Below are 20,216 nucleotides of genomic sequence, written 5' to 3' on the forward strand. Positions count from 1 at the left end.
AAATTTTACGTAGTTGTGTTAGTATACTTAAGAAAAATACTAGTTTTTATATTTAATATAAAAACTAGTATTTTATTATTTTATAAAAATTAATTAGAGTGCTTAATAAAAAGGATTTATTAACAATGGATCAACTTGACGCGTTCAATCGGCGGTATAACCTACTATCAAAAATTTCTGCATCTTTTTTTTATTCATTAGCGGTTGCCGTAGCTTTAAATTTCTTTTGGACACCCGGCCACATGTACTCTTCGGGGGTTACTGGTTTTGCACAATTGATTAACACTATGAGTGAGCGGTTTTTGCCCTTTACCTTGTCAACTTCAGTCCTCTACTTTGTTCTTAACTTGCCCCTACTTCTTTTAGCGTGGATAAAGATTGGCCATAAATTTACCTTCTTTACCATTATTACTGTCATTCTTGGTTCAATTATGATGAGAGTCATTCAACCAGTAAATATGCATATTGACCCCCTTGTCTGTGCTATTTTTGGTGGTATGATCAACGGACTAGGAACAGGTTTTGCTCTAAAGAATGGTATTTCAACTGGCGGACTGGATATCATTGGAATAGTAATTCAAAGGAAAACGGGTACTAGTTACGGTAAAATCAGTATTTTAATTAACCTGATTATTATTGCTGCTGCGGGTTTTGCTTTCGGCTGGACCCGTGCCCTTTATTCAGCTTTGACAATTTTCATCAATGGCCGTGTAATCGATGCTGTATACACTCAGCATCAAAAATTACAAGTCACAATTGTTACAGAAAAGCCTAAAACAATCATTGATGGCATTCAGGAAAAAATGCACCGGGGCATCACTATCTTTCATGATGTTGAGGGTGCATACAGCCATAACGAGAAAAAAGTTCTCATTACAGTTATTGATAGATATGATATGTATGACGTTTTACATATTGTTAAAAAAAGCGATCCTTATGCTTTTATGAGTGTTACCGAAGTAGAACGAGTTTATGGCAGTTTTAAGGAACAAGAAATAGTTTAAGTAGTAAAAAGGCCTGATTTTGACATCAGGTCTTTTTACATAATTTTTATTATTTAAAAAGTTTACGGTATTCACCATATCCTCTTTGTTCCAATTGATCAAAAGGAATAAAGTCTAAAGCAGAGGAGTTAATGCAATATCTGAGCCCTCCTTTATCACTGGGCCCATCATCAAAGACATGTCCCAAATGTGAATCACCTTCTGGACTCTTAACTTCAGTTCTTTCCATATTGTGTGATTGATCACGGTGATAAACCAATTTCTTGATTGGCCGGGTAAAACTAGGCCACCCGCAACCCGCATCATATTTATCTTCGCTTGAAAACAAAGGCTCTCCTGAGACAATATCAACGTAGATTCCTTTTTGGTAAAAATCATCATATTTTCCTCTAAAAGGATAATCTGTTGCTGCTTCTTGAGTAACTTGAAATTGGTCTGGTGTTAGTTCTTTTAGCCTTTTGGCTTTTTGATCTTGATCCATTTATCTCACGCTCCTTAATTAACTATAACAAAATTTGGGATAACACACTAAACTAAAACTTTATAAAAAACACTTTTTCTTAATTTTATTTAGAAACATACTGGGTTATAATATGGTTTCAATAAAAAAAGGAAGGTTCTTTTTATGCCAACATTAGCAAAAAATTTATCAACAAAAATTAATTCGAAAATTAGTAGTATACCTAATCCAGCGATCAGATCCTTCAATCAAAAAATTTCCACAATACCTGGAATTATAAAATTGACTATTGGTGAACCTGACTTAAATACCCCAGAACACATAAAAAGAGCGGCAATTGAGGACATTAAAAATGATGACTCTCATTATGCTCCTGAAGCTGGAAAAGAAAAATACCTGGAAGCTGTTAGCAAATATCTAGCAAAAAGCTTAGGTGTTACATATGATCCCAAAAGTGAAATCTGTGCTACGGTTGGAGTTTCTGAAGGATTGAATATCGCCGCCATGACTTTACTTAATCCTGGTGAAAAAATAATCGTACCTACCCCTGTTTGGGGGGTCTACTTTGGAATCATTAAAATGGCTGGTGGAATTCCAGTTCAAGTAGATACTTCTAATGATCATTTTCTTTTAACTCCAGAAAAATTAACGGAAACTTTGGAAAATGAAGGAAAAGGCGCAAAGGCTGTTATTATCACTGATCCGTCTAACCCAACAGGACGAGTTTATTCAAAGAAAAACTTGCAAGAATTAGCAGCTGTCATTACTAAATACGACATTTTCGCTGTCAGTGATGAAATCTATGCTGAATTAATTTATGGTCAAAAAAAGCATTATTCATTGACACAATTCATTCCTGAAAGAACTGTTTTATTATCGGGGCTTTCAAAAAGTGTTGCCATGACTGGCTGGCGTATAGGCTATATAGCTGGACCTGCTGAGTTAATGAAATCAATGATAAAGGTGAACTCATTTTTAATTTCTGCAGTGACTGACAATGTTCAAGCAGCTGCCACAGAGGCTTTGAATTATGGAGATCAGGACTATGTTGCCGCGCGAGAAAAATATCAAAAACGCATGCATCTGCTTCAGGATGGACTTGAGAAAAATGGCTACTCTATGGCTACTCCTGAAGGGGCATTTTATATTTTTGCTAAAATTCCCAGTAAATTTGGCTGTGATGATGTGGCGTTTGCCAGTGATTTAGCTGAAAAAGCCAAAGTTGGGGTAACACCAGGCAGTTATTTCGGTGCTGGTGGTCAAGGATACGTACGCTTATCCTATGCTTCGTCTGAAGAAAACTTAAAAGAAGCTATTAAACGTATCAGTAGCTATACTGAAAGCAATTAAAAAGCTGATTTATTGAGTTACTATTCTGCGATAGGTTAAACTTGAAATGGTAATTGTTTTTATTTTTGAGAAAGGGTAATGATTATGCAAGTAACAATGAAAAGTGAGCCGCTGTCAACTAATGGAGAACCAATCAAAATTGGCCAGCAACTGCCAGATTATAAGGTAAAAAAGTCTGATGGTTCAGTTGCATCAAGCACTGATTTGGTTAATAAGGTTACACTGATTAGTGTTGTACCTAATATCAATACTAGCGTCTGCAGTATTTCCACTAAACGCTTTAACAGCGAAGTGGATAATTTTGATGGTATTAATTTCTATACTGTTTCCACCAATACTCCAGAAGAACAGAAAAATTGGTGTGCTGCAGAGGGTGTATCAAAAATGGAGCTTTTGTCAGACGAGAGTTTTGACTTCGGCAAAAAAATGGGTTTGTTTATTGATGCTACGAAATTTGATTCTAGAAGTATCTGGATTGTAGATGCAAATAGAAAAGTCTTGTACCAAGAACTTATTCATGAGTTAACCAATGAACCTAATTATGCCAAAGCACTTGCATTTTTACAGAATTTGCGGTAAATATGAACAAAAAGAAGCGGTTAAGAAAATTTTCCTTAACCGCTTTTTTAGTTTAAAAAACTGGGTGATCTAGTACAATCCAATTAGCAAAAGTTTGGTCTGCTAAGTCAACCTTATCCGGCTTTAACAAAATCTCTTTTGCTTTTAATGCCAAAGGTGAAGAATTTGCCAGATTGAGCTGTTCTAGAGGAACTGATACAGCTCCTAAAGAATCTTGCCCCGTAAACTGTTTAACTGTAGTTTGTAAATTACCACTAAACTTATTGATTTTATAAAAAACACAGATATGTTGATTAAAATGCCATTGTTCATAATCCCAAGGATATCTAAATGAGGTAACACCAATTTGGTCATAGTCTTGCACAATTAATCCAGTTTCTTCCTTAACTTCTCGCTTAACCGTATGGTCTAATGGCTCCCCATCTTCCAAACTACCGCCCGGCAAGTCATACCGATTTATATAAGGCCCACCCTCTTTTTTGATAACAACTAAACTTTGTTGATCACCAATAATACCATAACACCCGAAAGCACGATGAAATTTATCCGTCATAAATTATCCTCCTAGTATAAAAATAATAACTGAATAATAATTCTCTCATTATTTAATACTCAAAGCAATTTTATTTAGAGCATAGTTGCAGCTCTGGCCAGAGGAGCAATAGAATTATATATTTTATGATATAAATGATAGTATTTTTGATAAAGGGCAGTATTATGTGGATCTGGCGCGATAATTTCATTATATTTTACAAATACATTGATGCAGCTATTCCAGTCTTTAAACCAACGGCACCCCATTGCTGCAATCATAGCGGCACCAATTCCAGGTCCCTGTTCATTCTTTAAAGCAACAATATTTTTACCGAAGACATCAGCTTGTAGTTTCAGCCAAAATTTACTTTTTGCACCACCACCAATAGAAATAATATTATAAATAGTTTTATTATTTTGCTCATAAATTGATATTAAATCCTGTAAGCTGTAGGTAATACCTTCTATGACGGCTCGGCAAAAATCATTTTTCGTTGATGTATTACTTATTCCTGTAAAGCTTCCACGAATGAAAGAGTCTGAATAGGGAGTCCTTTCACCATTGATATAAGGTGTAAAAAATAGTTTATCAGCACCTAAGTTTGATTCTTGTGCCATCGAAAGTAAATCACTAAAAGATTTCTGAGGAAAGAAAGTATTCTTAAACCAACTTAAAGATTCACCCGCTGCTAAAGTAACTCCCATTGAATAAAAGTGTTCAGGTATTGCATGGTGCTCCATTTGCAAAGTTCCTTCATAGGGTGTGTGAGGACTTTTCTCATCAGCCAAAACTACTCCTGAAGTACCAATACTACACAGTATATTTTGTGAATTCAGAATACCAGAACCAATCGCAGCGACAGCATTATCCCCTCCCCCAGCAAATATTTTTGCGTCTTGATTTAAACCTGTCTTTCCACAAACTTCATGCAAGGGCAATCCAATAAAATCTGTAGAATTTACCAGCTCGGGACAATAATATCTAGGAACTTCAAAAAAATTCAAAATTTCATTGCTCCAGCAATCATGTGCAATATCCAACATTATTGTTCCCGTAGCATCTGAATAATCAGTGTTTATTTTGCCAGTCATTTTATATCTGACATAATCTTTGGGCATCATGAAGTATCTAATCCTAGCAAAATTATTTGGTTCATTTTTTTGTAACCATAATAACTTAGGCAAAGTAAAACCAGCAGTAGCCTTATTGCCAGTAATTTCTACTATTTTTTTACCGAAATTTTCGTTTATATACTTAGCTTCAGCTGCTGTCCTGCCATCGTTCCATAATATTGCTGGTCGAATAATTTCTTTATTTTTATCCAAAATTACCAGGCTATGCATTTGTCCAGAAAATGATATTCCATCGATTTTTGCAAGATTTCTTATCTTGATCATGATTTTTTTAATGGCTTCTAAAGTGCCTTGAACCCAATCGTTAGGATTTTGCTCACTAAAACCTTCAGCTGAATTATAGACTGGATAATTTTCTTTTTCTTGATCTATTATTTTTCCTGAATGATCTAGGCAACTAACTTTCACTGCACTAGTGCCTAAGTCTATTCCTAATACATATCTTTCCATTATTTATTTTTATAAGGGTTAAATTGAAAATTTAGTTTTTTGGACCAAATGGGATAATCACCAAATAACAAGCGGTAAGGGAGTTCATCTTCCTCTATTTCAGGTATTCGAGGAATAGGTTTATAAAAATTGTTATCCAAATTATCATTATTTGTTTTAGAAACTTCCCAAGCCATTACTTTACCAGTTCCTGCTTCAACATTCCATTTATGATAAATTCCAGGTGTAGCAGTCAAACTTTCACCCGGCTCCAATTTGATAGTTGTTCCAGCTGGAACTACAAGTTTTTCTCCATCCTTAACTATTTTAACCTCTTTTTCTCGATCAAACTCACCTGTTTCAGTTGAATTCCATACTCTGATTAATAAATTTCCTCCACCACGATTAATAGTATCTTCTTCTTTTAATTTATGAAAATGGTATGGTAGTTCTTGCCCTTCTTCTAAGAATAAAATCTTCTCACAATAGGGCTTAGGGTAAACATCAGTATGATCATAATTACCATTTCTAAATGTGAATGCAACCAAGCCGTATTTAGTAAAATCATTGCTGCCAAAATCAGTTACATCCCAGCCTAACATATTATCAACAATTTCACGGTATCTTTCCTCTAAGTTAGTCCAATTATCAATATTCCAACTTGCAAATTTTGGAAAATACACTTGTTTTTCTTTTGCAAAAGAAATATCTTTTTGCAGAATTCTATTAATTTGTGATCTTTTCATTTTTGACCTCACTAAAATCAAATTTCAAGTTAAATTTAACTATTTCATCCGGTTTTATGTATTTTAATTTGTTATTTTTATTAGCCTGAATAAAGCCATTTACATCATTTGTACCTGGCTCTAATCCTAAAACATAGTTTTGATTTCGTTCCAAACGCCATTCATTCAATACGGGGAGTGTTTTACTACTAAATTTAACTTTTAAAGAAAGGCCTGTTTCTGGACTAATTAAACTATATTCAGATTTTCTTAACGTATGAAAATACACTTGCTCAGGTTTGCCCATTTCAGGTTCTTTCAGTCTAAAAGGGTATTCACCTTTAATTTTATGATACTTACGATCACAACTTTCATCAGGCTGAAAAAGTATTTTTGTTTCGGGCGTTAAAAAAGGATAGCCAAAATTGTTATGGTATAAAAGCATGTAAGGGACAGTTTCGTCTCCAGCATTTCTTAAAGCATCATCTATACTGATACTTGTCTTGTTTGTATAAACAGTAATTTTACGGTGTAGAATTAAATTAGGCCCAAACATCTGTGAATCAGCAATATTACCTTCAACTTGAATATTATCTTTAAAAATCTTATAGCTGAAATTATATGCCGGTGTATTGCTAACAGTACCATGTAAACCGCGCTGATTATCAGAGCTTCCCATGTATGTCAAACCGCCTGTTGTTAAGAAACCAACATTGAAATTGCGCAAAAAGCCTTTGTCATTGTTTTCATTAAAATAAGTACTATTTACAAGACCCGTTGCCGATAAGAAAGATATATTCTTGCCGTCTAATTTTAATTCTGTTATATCCATTCCTCTGTCTAATGCAATTGTAATTGAAAAGCCACTGGCTGTAGCTATTTCATAAGCTTTTAATCCAGTAGCCTTTCCTTCAAGAAATTGAATATATTTGACAGAATTAAGTTGTGCTTGATTGCCAATATATTTTTTTGAATTCTTGCTTCTCATTTATCCTATACTAATATCTCCTAAATCAACATCTTTTTCTTCTTTCTTCTCACTTTCTACACTAACTGGTCGTTTTAAAAGAAAGAAAACTATTCCGGTAACCAAACTACCTATAAGAAGAGCAATTAAGAATTGAACAGGCCTTGACATGGTTGGGACTGCAAATAATCCAGAAGCAGGAATTTTTGAATCCGCACCCCATAGCATTGAAAGTCCTCCTCCAATAGCACCACCACAAGCAGTTGAAACTATTGATCTCCATAAATCGTTTAGTACAATTGGTAAACTGCCTTCGGTTATTTCACATAAACCCATTGGAAATGCTGTTTTTAGAGTATTAACCTCGGTTTGAGTATAAATCTTTTTGTGAAAGAGTTTTTCAAGGAAGTAAGCAAAAGTAAAACCAAAAGGTGTTACCATAGAAGCTAAAATTAAAACAGTGATTGGTTCATTAACGCCTTCAGCCTGCATAGCTAACACAAAAGCAAAAACAGTTTTATTAATAGCACCACCGTAATCAACTGATGCTAAAATTCCAATAATCGCACCGTAAAAGAATTTTTGACTTGAAGGCAGTTGCGTCAAATATCTGGTAAGGATTCTTTGGCCTTCAGCAATTGGCGCGCCTAAAATATAAAACATGACAGCAGCAGACAAGATTGATGACAAAAACGGAATAATTAGCGTTGGCATTAAACCTTGAGCCCAATTAGGAACCTTTATTGTCTTAACAATTAAAATTGTGAACCAGCCAGCAACATATCCTCCGATTAAACCGCCTAAGAAGCCGGCTTTAATCATATTTGAAATGAGACCGACCAGAAATCCTGGAGCAATTCCTGGTTTGTCAGCAATCGCAAAAGAAACTCCTGTAGAAACAACTACTGGAAGAAGACCTAGAATTAAACTTCCTGCAGTACTGAAAGCATCCCATACACCGATCGTACCTGTAAAGTTGGTAATGTTTTTACCACCAAAGATATTACCAACTGCTAATAACAATCCACCCGCAACAACAACGGGAATCAAATATGAGATTGCTGTTAAGGCAGGTTCTTTAATTTTGACTATAATTTTATTTTCAGCCATTTTCAAACCTCTATTTAATATTTAAAGCTGAATGTAATTTTTTCATTAGTTTATTTGGACTTTGTATCGCAGTATCCGTTGAAATTTGGACGACTTTTTTACCTTTAAATCTTTCTCTTCCAGTTATTTTTACGTCAACTGCTAACAAAACAACATCAGCTTCTTTAATTTCCTCCGGCGTTAATGCATCTTCAGTTCCAATAGTTCCCTGTGTTTCTATATGAACTGTGTCTCCGCAATCTTTAGCTGCCTGCTCAATTTTTTCTTTAGCTATGTACGTATGAGCAATACCTGCTGAACAAGCTGTTATACCAACAATTTTCATCCATCAACATCTCCTTTATTATTTAAAAGCATCAATCACTTCCTGAATGGATTGAGCCCTTTTTAATTTGTCAACAACTTGCTTATGTCCTAATCTGCCAGCAAATATTGACAATAATTTTAATTGATTTTTTGCTGAATTAGTATCATTGCTTACAGCAAATAAAATCACTATCCTAATTTTTTCATTATCTAACGATTCCCATTCAATCCCATGGCTCAAAATACCAATAGCAACGCCAATATGCTTAACATCATCACTTTTTCCATGAGGGATTGCTATGCCTTGACCAATTCCGGTTAGCCCTTCTTTTTCTCGTAAGTAAATATCTTTGACAAAAGGATCAACTTTATCAATATAATTGGCTTTTTTAAGCAGTTCCGCTAATTGAACTATAACCTCATGCTTATTTTTAGCATTAAGGCCAATCTTTATAACCTTAGGATCTAAAACAGAAGTAATATTTTCCATATGTAAAGCCAAATGTTTTTATGCTTTAAATGTTTCGGTTTGGAAGTTTTCTACTTTGTATGGTACTTCAACCGGTTCTTCATGCTCAAAATATAAATGAGTTGTGTTAACTGCTTTGCAAAGTTCATTCTTATGATGCACTACTTTTTGTTCTTCAATCATTGCTTCAGGAAACATCAGCTTTGGTTCACGCATTTCGTTAGGATCACTATTGTCCAGTAGGTGCCGCAAACCGGTTGCAAATGCAATTTTGATATCACTTGAGATATTTATTTTATTAATGCCATTGTCAATAGCTTCTTGAATTTTATCATCAGGATTATTTGAAGCTCCATGTAAAACTAGGGGTACATCTACAGCCTCAGAAACTTGTTTGGCAATTTCTGGCTTTAATTTAGGCTGTACATCTTTTGGATAAAGACCATGAGCAGTGCCTATTGCTATTGCCAAAGAATCAACATTAGTTTTTTCAACAAAGTCCTTTGCCATTTCAGGTGTGGTGTAATGCACATCATTTGTCAAATGGCCATTGACGTCATATCCAGTATTAGCTATTGTTCCAATTTCAGCTTCAACTGATATTCCAGTAGCGTGAGCTGCTTCAACTACTTTTTTGGTAATAGCTACATTTTCATCATATGGCTTCATAGAACAATCGATCATAACACTGGTAAAACCAAGATGAATAGCGTGTATGCAGTCTTCATAGGTAGCACCATGATCTAAGTGCAAAGCGATCGGTAAATCAGTTTTACTGATGCCCTGTAAAACTTGTCCTACAAAGTTATCACGCAAAAATGCCAATTCGGTTGGATGAATTGCCATTATAAAAGGCGTTTGATCTTCAATACATTTTTCCAGAGTTGCTGTGAAAAGTTGTCCTGATCCTGCATTGTATGCTGGTATTGCGAAGTGATTTTTATGAGCTACATCTAATAATCTTTTTCCTGTTACTAAAACCATTTTTACCTCCAAAAATTAATAAATTATATTTTCTGAAAAACAAACTTTTTATGGTCCACTTTTCATTGTTTTTCTCCTTTATAGATATCTTTCGATTTCTTGTGCTGTCTGACACTGACTTATTCTGATAACGAATTTTTTATCCGCAAATTTGCGAAATATTTTAGTCATTCTTTTGATTCTCTGATCATTGCTTTTAGATTTCCGGCTGATTACCAAAACTAAACAAATATTTACAGCCGTATTGTCCGGACATTTCCACTCATCTATTTTTCTTGTTAACTTACAAATTATTAAAGTAGGTATTACCTCCTGTTCTAAAATAATGTGAGGAAATGCTATGCCATAACCAAAAGCAGTATTTTTGAGGTTTTCTCTCGTTTGCATACTTTTCAAAATCCCCACCTGTGATGTTCCTTTTTGAAATGCAACAGTTTGTGAAATAAGCGAAAAAAGGTCTTTTTTCCCTATTTTTTGGTGAATATTCATTTTTATAAAAAAGTCATTGTTGCTTTTGTATTCTGAGAACTGCTTGTCTGACATTTTTTTCATCTTCTTTTGTTAGAAAAGCACTGACCAATTCAACAGGTATATTGGTCTTGATCGTTATTGGTACTGTACTTATTATTAGATCAATATTTTTATACTTTTTTAATATGTCTTTTATCTCAAAGCTGGAACCTAGTCCGATAACTTTTAACTCTGGCATTAATTTTCTTATTTTGGTCGAGATTATTTCTGATGTGCCAATGCCTGTAGTACAAATAATGTAAACACGTACCTTCTTATTTCTTTCTGGTTGAGCTTCCAAATACTTAACAAAGTAAAGACATATAAAGCCTGTTTCATTATCAGAAATCGTTGGTAAATGAAATTGATGACTTACTTGTTCAGAAGCTAATTTAGTAGCCTCAAAGACTGGCTTGTATTCCAATTTAATATCATTTAATAAAGCATTTGGTAATGAAACTTGCATTTTCAAGCGAATAATCATTGAAAAAATATGATTTTTAATATCATTCAATATGTATCTGCTAAAATTGGTTTTTAAAAAATGTGAAACTGAAGTAATGTATTTTTCAGAAACTTGCTCCGCTAATCTATGATCATCGGATGTTATTTCACTTTTTTTATCACCTAATCGAGATGAAATCAGGTACTCGAATAGATAGTATGTTTCTACCTCTAATGTCAGAGGCCGTACATTTAAATAGTTTTCGATATTTTGAATAATTTTATGACATATCTTAAAAATTTCCGGATTTTCCTGCGATTTTCTTTTTATGCTTGATTTTGATTCAACTGAATAATTTACTGACTTATAGGTTCTGGCTCTGTTTAAAAGAATATAAATATGCGTAAAAAAATTAATATTATAGGGATATGGAAGATTATTGTTTAAAGACTTCACGGCAAGTTTCAATTGCTCTAATGCAAAGTCAAAATCTTGATCGTCATATTTTCCAATGCTATTACGTAAACTACTAATTTCTGTTGTGTTGTTAACATGTAAAACGACTTCAATAATGGCATTTCTAATATTTTTTTCGGTACCTTTGATGCTTAAAAAGCGTTGTTTGCGGACTAATGACAAATTCCATTTTCTAATCTTCGCAGCAATTATTTTTTCATCATTTTGAATTACCGCTTCACTAACATATATACTATTAATAATATCCGTTATTGAAATCGCTTTAGGAGACGCAATCAAAAGTCTGGTTAAAATATTTTCTTGACGTTCATTAATTTGTGAAAATGTAGTTGAATTCCTGTGATCATACTTTAAATAATTTTGATAGACTAACTCAAATCCTTGACTTCGTTTTGATACAATTATTTTTTCTGGGAAATTTTTATTTAGCTGATCGATCCTCCTAATTATTGTTTTACGTGAGACGTGTAACTCTTGTGAAATTTTAGCCGAAGAATTGAAACCATGATTTACTTTTAAATAGTTGATTATGGACTGATTCAAATCTTTAACCATTCCTTTTCTCCTTCCGACATTTTTTATTATATAAGTCTGTGAAAGCGCTACATCATAAGAAAATGTCCTCAAGCAAAATTGAATGAGGACAAATAAAAAAGCACAAGAGCTGTGAAAATTTCTTCACAGTTCTTGTGCTCTAATTAAAAATATATTTAAATCTGCTAATCCCAAGTAGTATTTTGAGCGGCGTCTTTTTCAGCCTGTGCTCTTAAGTTAGCTTCAATCTTTGCAACATCATCATGATACTTATCTTCGACAACTATGCCCAAATCACTTAATTGCTGATCAGATACAGGTGCGGGAGCATGCATCATTGGTTCAGATGCATTAGCGTTTTTTGGAAATGCTAGTACATCACGAATATTGTCTTTTTCTGCAAGAAGCATTGCAAAACGGTCAAGTCCAATGGCAAGACCAGCATGAGGTGGAAATCCCATGTCCAAGGCTTCTAGCAAATAACCAAATTGTTCATAGGCACGCTTTTTAGTAAAACCGAGAGCCTTAAACATTTTTTCCTGAATTGACCGTTTGTGAATACGTATTGAGCCCCCACCAAGCTCATCACCATTCATAACTATATCGTAGCTACGCGCATGAGCCTTATGCGGTTCAGTATCAAGAAGCTTGATGCCTTCGTCATCCGGCATTGTAAATGGATGATGTGCAGCAATCCATCTACCGAAGCCTTCATCGTATTCAAATAATGGCCAGTCCACTACCCAAATAAAATCAAATACGTGCTTAGGTATAATATCAGTTTCTTTGGCAAATTCACGACGTAAGTGATCAAGTGAATCACAGCAAACTTTCCATTTATCAGCAATAAATACTACTAATTCCCCACCTTTTAGCTCAAATTCATTAATTAGTGCGGATTTATTTTCAGCAGTTAAAAAGCGCGAAATAGGTCCGGAAAATTCTCCACCTTCAAATTTAACCCAAGCCAAACCTTTTGCATGATAGCGCTTAATATAGTCTTGCTTTTTCTCAATTTGTTTACGGGAATATTTTTGTGCGCCGCCTCTAACTGCAATTCCTTTGACAAAACCACCATTAGCAATAGCACTAGAAAATACTTTAAAATCACTATCTTTAAACACAGAGCTTAAATCGTGAATCAGCATGCCAAAACGAATATCAGGCTTGTCAGTGCCATACTTATTCATTGAATCAGTCCAAGAAATACGTGCAATAGGTGTTTTTAAATCAATGCCCATTACATCTTTCATAATTTTCTTTAATAGGCCTTCGGTATAGTCCTGCACCTGTTGCTCATCAGTAAAAGACGTTTCCATATCAATTTGCGTAAACTCAGGCTGTCTATCACCGCGCAGATCTTCATCTCTAAAACATCTTGCCAATTGATAATATTTATCAAAGCCTGCACCCATCAATAATTGCTTGAAAAGTTGAGGAGATTGCGGTAATGCATAAAAACTACCCGGATAAATCCTGGAAGGAACTAAATAGTCTCGCGCTCCCTCGGGAGAAGATTTTCCTAATATTGGTGTTTCAATATCGATAAAGCCGTTTTGATCAAAAAATTCGTGCGTGGCTTGCAATATTTTTGAACGCAAAATAATCGCGTTTTGCAGGCTTGGTCTGCGTAAATCCAAATAGCGATATTTTAATCTGGTTTGTTCAGCAACTTCAACATCATCTTTTATTTCAAAAGGTGGGTTCTTTGCTTTATTCAAAATAATAATTTCTTTAGCGTCAATTTCAACTTCACCAGTTTTCATATCTGGGTTAATACTGGAGCGTTTGACTACTTTTCCTTTAACTTGAATAACGAATTCATTTCCCAGTGTGTCAGCGGTAGTCATCAAGTCTTGACCTGAATCATGATTAACAACTACCTGAACTAAACCCTCTCGATCGCGCAAATCAATAAATACCAAGTTACCAAGGTTTCGCACGCGCTGAACCCAGCCATATAAGTTTACTTCTTGGCTAAGATATTTGGGGGTAATATTGCCACAATAATCAGTTCTTTTTTCTACTTGCTTCATTTTTATTCCTTTAATTGTTTCATTATTGCATTCATATTTTCAAGATCATCAAAACTGAACTTGAAAGTTTGCCCATCAGAAAGGCGCTTAACGTTTAAAACTCCGTCGGATAATTCTTTAGCTCCAAGAGTAATAACAAATTTTGCATTTGCCCTGTCAGCCTTTTTAAATTGCGCCTTTAATTTCTTTTGGTCAACATCATATTGCGCCTTTAGTCCGTTTTTACGCAACAAACGAGCAATTTCAACAGTTTTTATTTGTGTTTCTTGACCGATATTAGTAATGAAGAAATCAATGCCTTGATCCGCAAACAATTCTGGGTTTTGTTTTTGTAATACCAGCATTAACCGTTCTTCTCCGATACCAAAACCAACAGCAGGTGTAACTGGTCCGTCAAATTCCTTAACTAAGTTATCATAACGACCACCACCTAAAATGGTTGACGCAGATTCCCAAATACTTTTATCTTCGACCATAAATTCAAAAATGACGCCAGTATAATAATCAAGTCCGCGAACTAAATCATTATCTATCACATAACTAATGTCCAGTTGGTCCAGCATTTCCAAAATCTGATCAAAATTAGCCTTTGATTCCTCATCTAAATAGTCAATTATTCGGGGGGCGCCAGGTAAAAATTGCTTATCCTGGTCATCTTTGGAATCTAAAATACGTAAAGGGTTTTTTTCTAACCGCCTTTTTGAGTCATCTGAAAGCTGATCTTTAAAAGGTGTAAAGTAATTGACTAAAGCATCATGGTAATCCTGACGAACCTTGGCGTTTCCTAAGGTATTAATATGCAATTCATAATTTTTGACACCCAGTTTGGCTAATAAATCATGTGCTAAAACAATTGTTTCTACATCAGCTAAAGGATTATCCGAGCCAAAACTTTCTATACCAATTTGATGGAACTCACGCTGGCGGCCTGCCTGAGGCCTTTCATACCGAAACGTGGACTCGATATAGTAGACATTTAAGGGCTTAACCACTTCAGGAGCATAAAGTTTATCTTCTACATAAGCTCTAACTACTCCAGCTGTTCCCTCGGGCCTTAAAGCAATATGCCTGCCGCCTTTATCATTAAAGTCATACATTTCTTTTTCAACGACATCCGATGTCTCACCACTTGAACGAGCAAAAACGCTATAATTTTCAAAACTCGGTGTCCGAATTTCCCGGTAATTTGCTTGTTTAAAAAAATCACGCAATATTTGTTCTACTTTTTCCCATGAACCAGATTCGTCTGGCAAAATATCAACTGTCCCTTTAGGTCTTTGAACTCTCATTTAATCATCCTTTTAATAAAAAAACGTCCTTGAATAAATCAAGGGCGCTCTGAATTAGCACGGTACCACCTTTTACCTGCTGCGAATAACGCTCGCGATGCGCTTATTATCTGGTAAAGGGGTCACAGTTAGTTTATTTTCCGTCTTCTCAGCAAAACAGACGGTCTCTGAAATTAAAAACTATACTTCAGTCTTTGTCATTGATAATTCTTTTTTAGCTTATAGTTTTCCAGGCAAAAAGTCAACCTGTAGTGCAGTTAAGCCTAATTTTTACAGATCCAACACAATAGTAAAAGGACCATCATTTTGTAAATCAACCTGCATATCTGCACCAAATTCTCCGGTTTCAACAGTTAAGCCCTGCTTTTTGAGCTCTTCATTAAACTGTTCCCATAATTCCGCGGATTTTGGTGGTTTCATAGCTTTGATAAAACTTGGTCGATTACCTTTTTTAGTGTCAGCTAATAAAGTAAATTGACTCACGCTTAAGATTTGTCCGCCAACATCTTTAATTGCCAAATTGGTTTTGCCATTTTCATCTTCAAAAATTCGCATTTTGGCAATCTTAGTAGCAGCCTTTTTAATCTGCTCTACTCCATCGCCTTCTTTTAAGCCAACCAGCAATAACAAGCCTTTATTAATTTGGCCAACCATATTGCCTGCAATTTTGACACTGGCATTATTTACTCTTTGGACGACAACTCGCATTAATTATCAGCCCTCCTTGTTTGGTAAACATCAGGAATATCTCTTAATTTTGATAAAATTCCGTCTAATTGTGCAGAATTATTAACTGCAACTGTCGCATAAATATGAGCAATGTTATCTTCATTTACTTTACCTGAAATATTATTAATATTTGGTGTCAGTGTATTTAATTTGGTAATGACGTCAGTAAGCAGCTTTCCGCGATTGTAACCAAAAACTTCAATATTGGCATTAAATGCTTGAGCACTGTTTTCTTCAACATTTTCCCATTGAACTTCAATCAATCTGCCCTGGCTATCATCGTTATTAACGATATTACGGCAATCTGTTCTATGAATAGTCACCCCGCGGCCCTTAGTAACGTAACCAACAATTTCATCTCCTGGGACGGGATTACAACACTTAGCTAAATGAAGCATCAAGTCACTAATTCCTTGAATCATGACACCATTTTTATGCTTGATTTTCATTGCTTTAGAATCTTTTTTAGTGGTTGTAGTTTCCGAGACAGATTTTTGCCCAGAGTTAAGAATTTCTTCTTCTAGCTGCTTTTGCTTCTTTTTCTCGTTTTCATGGCGTATATCAGCTGTCAGTCTATTAACTACACCAATGGCGGAAAGATCACCAAAGCCGATTGAGGCATACATCTCGTCAGCAGTATGATAATTAATTTGGTCCAAAAGTGGCTCGATATGATCTTTAGACATGAATTCTTTTGGTGAAAGTCCCTGATCACGCAATTTATCAGCAACCATTTGCTGACCCTGCTCGATGCTGTGGTCCCGGTCAAGGTTTCTAAAATACCGCCTAATTTTATTGCGAGCACGGGAAGTCTTAACCAAATCAACCCAATCACGAGATGGCGTCGCATTTGATTGTGTCATAATTTCAATGACATCGCCGTTTTTGAGCTTATAGTCTAAAGGTACCAATTTACCGTTAACTTTAGCTCCAACAGCATGACTGCCAACCTGAGTATGAATTTCATAAGCAAAGTCCAAGGTTACTGACCCTTTTGGCAATTCATAAACTTCACCTTTGGGAGTAAAAACATAAACGCGATCAGAAAAAATTTCACTCTTAACGCTTTTCATAAATTCATCAGCATCCTGAGTTTCGTCTTTTAATTCTAAAATTTCGCGCACCATATCCAATTTTTCATTTGAACTGGTCTGTTCTACACCCTTAAAATTACCTCTTTTATAAGCCCAGTGTGCGGCAACACCATATTCGGCAATTTCATGCATTTGTTCAGTTCTAATTTGTATCTCAAGTGGGCGGCCGCCAGGACCAATAATAGTCGTATGAAGAGACTGGTAGCCATTTACCTTGGGAACAGCAATATAGTCTTTGAAACGGCCAGGCATTGGTTTCCATTTCGTATGAACAGCTCCTAGCACTGCATAACAGTCCTTAACCGTTTTAACGATAACCCGTACAGCTAACAAATCATAGATTTCATTAAAATCCTTATGTTTGTTAACCATCTTTTTATAAATAGAATAGATGTGCTTAGGTCTGCCATATATCTCATATTTAATTCCCAGACTGTCCAGGCTTTCCTTAAGTGTCTTGATGGCATCTTGAATATATTTTTCTCTTTGACTACGCTTAAGGCTCATTAAATTGACAATGCGATAATAAGCTTTAGGATTCAAATAATGAAAACTCATATCTTCAAGTTCCCATTTAACTGTTCCAATACCCAGACGATCTGCTAAAGGTGCATAAATATCCATTGTTTCTGAAGCAATTCTGCGTTGTTTATCGGGACGCAGATGCTCTAAAGTATGCATATTATGAAGTCTATCAGCCAGTTTAACCATAATTACCCGGATATCTTTAGCCATTGCTATTAGCATTTTCCTGTGGTTTTCAGCTAAAAATTCCTGGTGTGATTTATACTGGTATTTATTTAGTTTAGTAACACCATCAACAATAAAGGCAACATCTTTGCCAAATTTTTCTTTTATATCATCATTTGTAACTGGCGTATCTTCTACAGTGTCATGCAAAAAGCCTGCAGCGACAGTGTCAGGGTCAAGACTCAAATTAGCAAGTGTACCGGCAACCTGAGTAGGATGAACAATATAGGGTTGTCCTGAAGCTCTTTTTTGTTCTTTATGCGCGTTTGCAGCAAATTCATAAGCTTTTTCGACAAATGCAATTTGATCATCATTCATATATTTTTTACAGGTATCTATCACCTGCTCATGTGTCATTTCAATGTACTTTGACATATAAATCGACCCTTCTAATACTATGCATAAATTTGATTATCCATTACGCCAAAAATTTCTAAAATGAGGTAGATTAACCCAAACAGAAAGTTGTAATTGGCATATTTAATTAAAACGATTAAACAAAAACACCCAGGCATTAATAACAGCCAATAATGTTTGAGATTACGTTTTTTAATTAGTTTACCAACATGGTAACTGATAAAGCTGTTAGCTAATATAAATAATAAACTTACACGCCAAATAGTCCCTATTGAAAAAAGACTAAATAATAACGGCAGGATCATGACTAAAACGCTCCAGTAAATGACTGGTGTCACCTCATAACTATTTAACTTCTTAATTACAGGTATATTTTTTATTTTGTCAATCAACTTGCTAGTTCCTTACTAATTTAATTATCTATTATAACTCATTTTAGTTATCTTTTCTTTCAATAATTAATCCTATCCAGCGGCCACTTTGCATTGATAGGACAACCTGGAAGCCATTTTCGCTTAAAGCTTTCTTTATTTTGGCAGCCTGAGAACAATCTATTCCTGAAAAAATGACCTGTCCACCCTCATAGAGATGCTTATTTAACTGCGGAATCAAATCAAGGAGTATTTCAGCTAAAATATTAGCAACTATAATATCATATTTACCCTGAACATTGTCTAATAAGCTGGTTTTTTTAAGTTTAATATTAGTTAAATCGTTCAAAGAAATATTTTCATTAGCAGCAGTAATTGCTTCGTCTGAAATATCAGTTGCCAGAACAGAACTGGCTCCCAAAAAAGAGGAAGCAATAGCTAAGATTCCTGAACCAGTGCCAACATCACAAACTCTTTTGGGTCTTATAAGAGTTTGCTCAAGTCCAATTAGGGCTAACTGCGTTGTCTCATGCGAGCCAGTGCCAAAAGCCAAACCAGGATCTAATTTTATTAACTTTTGATCTTTAAAAGCCGGCTGATATTCTTCCCATTCAGGTACTATTGCCAAATGGCGGGAAAAATCAATTGGATGATAAAACTTTTGCCAAACAGTATTCCAGTCCTCATCTTTAATGTAGGATGTACTTATTTCTGCTTTACCTATTTTTAAACCATAGCTTTTTAATTCAGATAACTTTTGCTTGTATTCTTCAATTAATTTCTCCTTATCTTGATCACTATCAAAATAAGCTAAAAACTGTAAATCTTCTGGTAAATCATTTATTTTATCAAGCTTAATCATTGTTGAGTCAGATTTCCAGCCAGCATGTTCAAAGTCAGACCGTTTTCGGGTCTCAGTACCCAAACAATGCAAGACATCATTACTAAATATGTTTAAGGCATCTTCAACTTCGTGACTGGTTTCAATTTTAATAATCAATAATTTCATTGTTTTTTAAACTTCCTTTTTATTTTCCCTTTTTGTAATGCTATCATGAAAAGGGTGATCAATATGTCAAAAAAGAAAAATAATATTGAAAAAACACTTGTCGAAAAAATTTTAGACAAGAATAAGATTCCATATCGTCAAGCAGAGTTTGCCACCCACGAGGATTCTGGTGGTGTAGCACAAATGGATACATCCATTTTAAACGAGAAAGAACATTTGGTCTATAAAACTCTCGTTTGTTCTGGAAATAATACTAAAGTTCTGGTAGGGGTTGTACCAGTAACAGAACATTTAAGCATGAAAAAATTAGCGCAAAATTCTGGGAACAAAAAATGTGAAATGTTACCTTTAAAAGATTTGGAAAAAACTACAGGTTATGCTCACGGTGCCAACACGCCTATTGGTATTTATTTCAAACATCATTTTCCTATTTTTCTTGATAAAAGCATGTCTAAAGAAAGCGAGATAGCAGTTTCAAGTGGTAAAATTGGCCGCAGCGTCTTTTTAAAACCACAAGATTTGCAAAAAATTACACATGCGAAGTTTTGCGATTTATTAGAGTAA

General features: G+C 34.8%; 21 protein-coding genes. 4 read left to right on the forward strand and 17 right to left on the reverse strand.

Annotated elements, in window-relative coordinates; all coding sequences use genetic code 11:
* The first annotated feature begins 125 nt into the window (after nucleotides 1–125).
* On the forward strand, nucleotides 126–1,004 hold the full coding sequence (locus tag Q0R51_RS01745; RefSeq protein WP_046324883.1) for a YitT family protein: 879 nt from the start codon (nucleotides 126–128) through the stop codon (nucleotides 1,002–1,004).
* 49 nt (nucleotides 1,005–1,053) lie between these two features.
* Here the strand turns inward: Q0R51_RS01745 and msrB are convergent, their stop codons facing one another.
* Nucleotides 1,054–1,485, reverse strand: coding sequence for a peptide-methionine (R)-S-oxide reductase MsrB (gene msrB, locus Q0R51_RS01750; protein WP_046324884.1), 432 nt, complete (start codon nucleotides 1,483–1,485; stop codon nucleotides 1,054–1,056).
* 144 nt (nucleotides 1,486–1,629) lie between these two features.
* Between msrB and Q0R51_RS01755 the strand changes: the two genes are divergently transcribed.
* On the forward strand, nucleotides 1,630–2,814 hold the full coding sequence (locus Q0R51_RS01755) for an aminotransferase class I/II-fold pyridoxal phosphate-dependent enzyme (protein WP_294756259.1): 1,185 nt from the start codon (nucleotides 1,630–1,632) through the stop codon (nucleotides 2,812–2,814).
* Nucleotides 2,815–2,898: 84 nt separating this feature from the next.
* Nucleotides 2,899–3,393, forward strand: a complete 495-nt coding sequence (gene tpx / locus Q0R51_RS01760) for a thiol peroxidase (protein WP_294756400.1) — start codon at nucleotides 2,899–2,901, stop codon at nucleotides 3,391–3,393.
* A gap of 52 nt (nucleotides 3,394–3,445) precedes the next feature.
* On the opposite strand, the gene Q0R51_RS01765 is transcribed toward tpx, so the two are convergent.
* The 16 genes from Q0R51_RS01765 to prmA form a co-directional block, all read right to left on the reverse strand.
* Nucleotides 3,446–3,946: an NUDIX hydrolase gene (locus Q0R51_RS01765; protein WP_294756260.1), complete on the reverse strand. Its 501-nt coding sequence runs from the start codon at nucleotides 3,944–3,946 to the stop codon at nucleotides 3,446–3,448.
* 74 nt (nucleotides 3,947–4,020) lie between these two features.
* The gene (xylB, locus tag Q0R51_RS01770) at nucleotides 4,021–5,511 is read right to left on the reverse strand and encodes a xylulokinase (protein ID WP_294756261.1); all 1,491 of its coding nucleotides are present in this window, start codon (nucleotides 5,509–5,511) and stop codon (nucleotides 4,021–4,023) included.
* Entirely contained in the window at nucleotides 5,511–6,236 is a 726-nt protein-coding gene (locus Q0R51_RS01775; RefSeq protein ID WP_294756262.1) for a D-lyxose/D-mannose family sugar isomerase, read from the reverse strand. Before Q0R51_RS01775 ends, xylB begins: the two co-directional genes overlap by 1 nt.
* Nucleotides 6,217–7,203 carry an aldose 1-epimerase family protein gene (locus Q0R51_RS01780; protein WP_294756263.1) on the reverse strand — a complete coding sequence of 329 codons (987 nt, stop codon included), beginning with the start codon at nucleotides 7,201–7,203 and terminating at the stop codon, nucleotides 6,217–6,219. The genes Q0R51_RS01775 and Q0R51_RS01780 overlap by 20 nt, the downstream gene beginning before the upstream one ends.
* The gene (locus Q0R51_RS01785; protein ID WP_294756264.1) at nucleotides 7,204–8,292 is read right to left on the reverse strand and encodes a PTS fructose transporter subunit IIC; all 1,089 of its coding nucleotides are present in this window, start codon (nucleotides 8,290–8,292) and stop codon (nucleotides 7,204–7,206) included.
* Nucleotides 8,293–8,302: 10 nt separating this feature from the next.
* Entirely contained in the window at nucleotides 8,303–8,617 is a 315-nt protein-coding gene (locus tag Q0R51_RS01790; protein WP_110446130.1) for a PTS fructose transporter subunit IIB, read from the reverse strand.
* Between the two features lie 18 nt (nucleotides 8,618–8,635).
* Nucleotides 8,636–9,088 carry a PTS sugar transporter subunit IIA gene (locus Q0R51_RS01795; RefSeq protein ID WP_174795453.1) on the reverse strand — a complete coding sequence of 151 codons (453 nt, stop codon included), beginning with the start codon at nucleotides 9,086–9,088 and terminating at the stop codon, nucleotides 8,636–8,638.
* Nucleotides 9,089–9,106: 18 nt separating this feature from the next.
* Nucleotides 9,107–10,051: a ketose-bisphosphate aldolase gene (locus Q0R51_RS01800; RefSeq protein ID WP_110446131.1), complete on the reverse strand. Its 945-nt coding sequence runs from the start codon at nucleotides 10,049–10,051 to the stop codon at nucleotides 9,107–9,109.
* Between the two features lie 78 nt (nucleotides 10,052–10,129).
* Nucleotides 10,130–10,594: a PTS sugar transporter subunit IIA gene (locus Q0R51_RS01805; RefSeq protein WP_174795454.1), complete on the reverse strand. Its 465-nt coding sequence runs from the start codon at nucleotides 10,592–10,594 to the stop codon at nucleotides 10,130–10,132.
* Complete coding sequence (locus Q0R51_RS01810) at nucleotides 10,554–12,038, reverse strand: PRD domain-containing protein (RefSeq protein ID WP_294756266.1); 1,485 nt, start codon at nucleotides 12,036–12,038, stop codon at nucleotides 10,554–10,556. Before Q0R51_RS01810 ends, Q0R51_RS01805 begins: the two co-directional genes overlap by 41 nt.
* A 164-nt stretch (nucleotides 12,039–12,202) precedes the next feature.
* Nucleotides 12,203–14,053 carry an aspartate--tRNA ligase gene (aspS, locus tag Q0R51_RS01815; protein WP_294756267.1) on the reverse strand — a complete coding sequence of 617 codons (1,851 nt, stop codon included), beginning with the start codon at nucleotides 14,051–14,053 and terminating at the stop codon, nucleotides 12,203–12,205.
* A gap of 2 nt (nucleotides 14,054–14,055) precedes the next feature.
* On the reverse strand, nucleotides 14,056–15,342 hold the full coding sequence (gene hisS, locus Q0R51_RS01820) for a histidine--tRNA ligase (RefSeq protein WP_294756268.1): 1,287 nt from the start codon (nucleotides 15,340–15,342) through the stop codon (nucleotides 14,056–14,058).
* Nucleotides 15,343–15,612: 270 nt separating this feature from the next.
* Complete coding sequence (gene dtd, locus Q0R51_RS01825; protein ID WP_294756270.1) at nucleotides 15,613–16,050, reverse strand: D-aminoacyl-tRNA deacylase; 438 nt, start codon at nucleotides 16,048–16,050, stop codon at nucleotides 15,613–15,615.
* The gene (locus Q0R51_RS01830; RefSeq protein ID WP_294756272.1) at nucleotides 16,050–18,290 is read right to left on the reverse strand and encodes a bifunctional (p)ppGpp synthetase/guanosine-3',5'-bis(diphosphate) 3'-pyrophosphohydrolase; all 2,241 of its coding nucleotides are present in this window, start codon (nucleotides 18,288–18,290) and stop codon (nucleotides 16,050–16,052) included. The genes dtd and Q0R51_RS01830 overlap by 1 nt, the downstream gene beginning before the upstream one ends.
* Before the next feature lie 20 nt (nucleotides 18,291–18,310).
* Complete coding sequence (locus tag Q0R51_RS01835; protein ID WP_194240838.1) at nucleotides 18,311–18,664, reverse strand: hypothetical protein; 354 nt, start codon at nucleotides 18,662–18,664, stop codon at nucleotides 18,311–18,313.
* Between the two features lie 43 nt (nucleotides 18,665–18,707).
* A complete protein-coding gene (gene prmA / locus Q0R51_RS01840; protein WP_294756275.1) occupies nucleotides 18,708–19,652 on the reverse strand; it encodes a 50S ribosomal protein L11 methyltransferase in 945 nt (314 codons plus the stop codon).
* Nucleotides 19,653–19,715: 63 nt separating this feature from the next.
* On the opposite strand from prmA, the gene ybaK reads away from it, so the two are divergent.
* Nucleotides 19,716–20,216, forward strand: a complete 501-nt coding sequence (gene ybaK / locus Q0R51_RS01845; protein ID WP_046324899.1) for a Cys-tRNA(Pro) deacylase — start codon at nucleotides 19,716–19,718, stop codon at nucleotides 20,214–20,216.

This window comes from uncultured Lactobacillus sp., from assembly GCF_946477725.1.
GTDB lineage: Bacteria > Bacillota > Bacilli > Lactobacillales > Lactobacillaceae > Lactobacillus.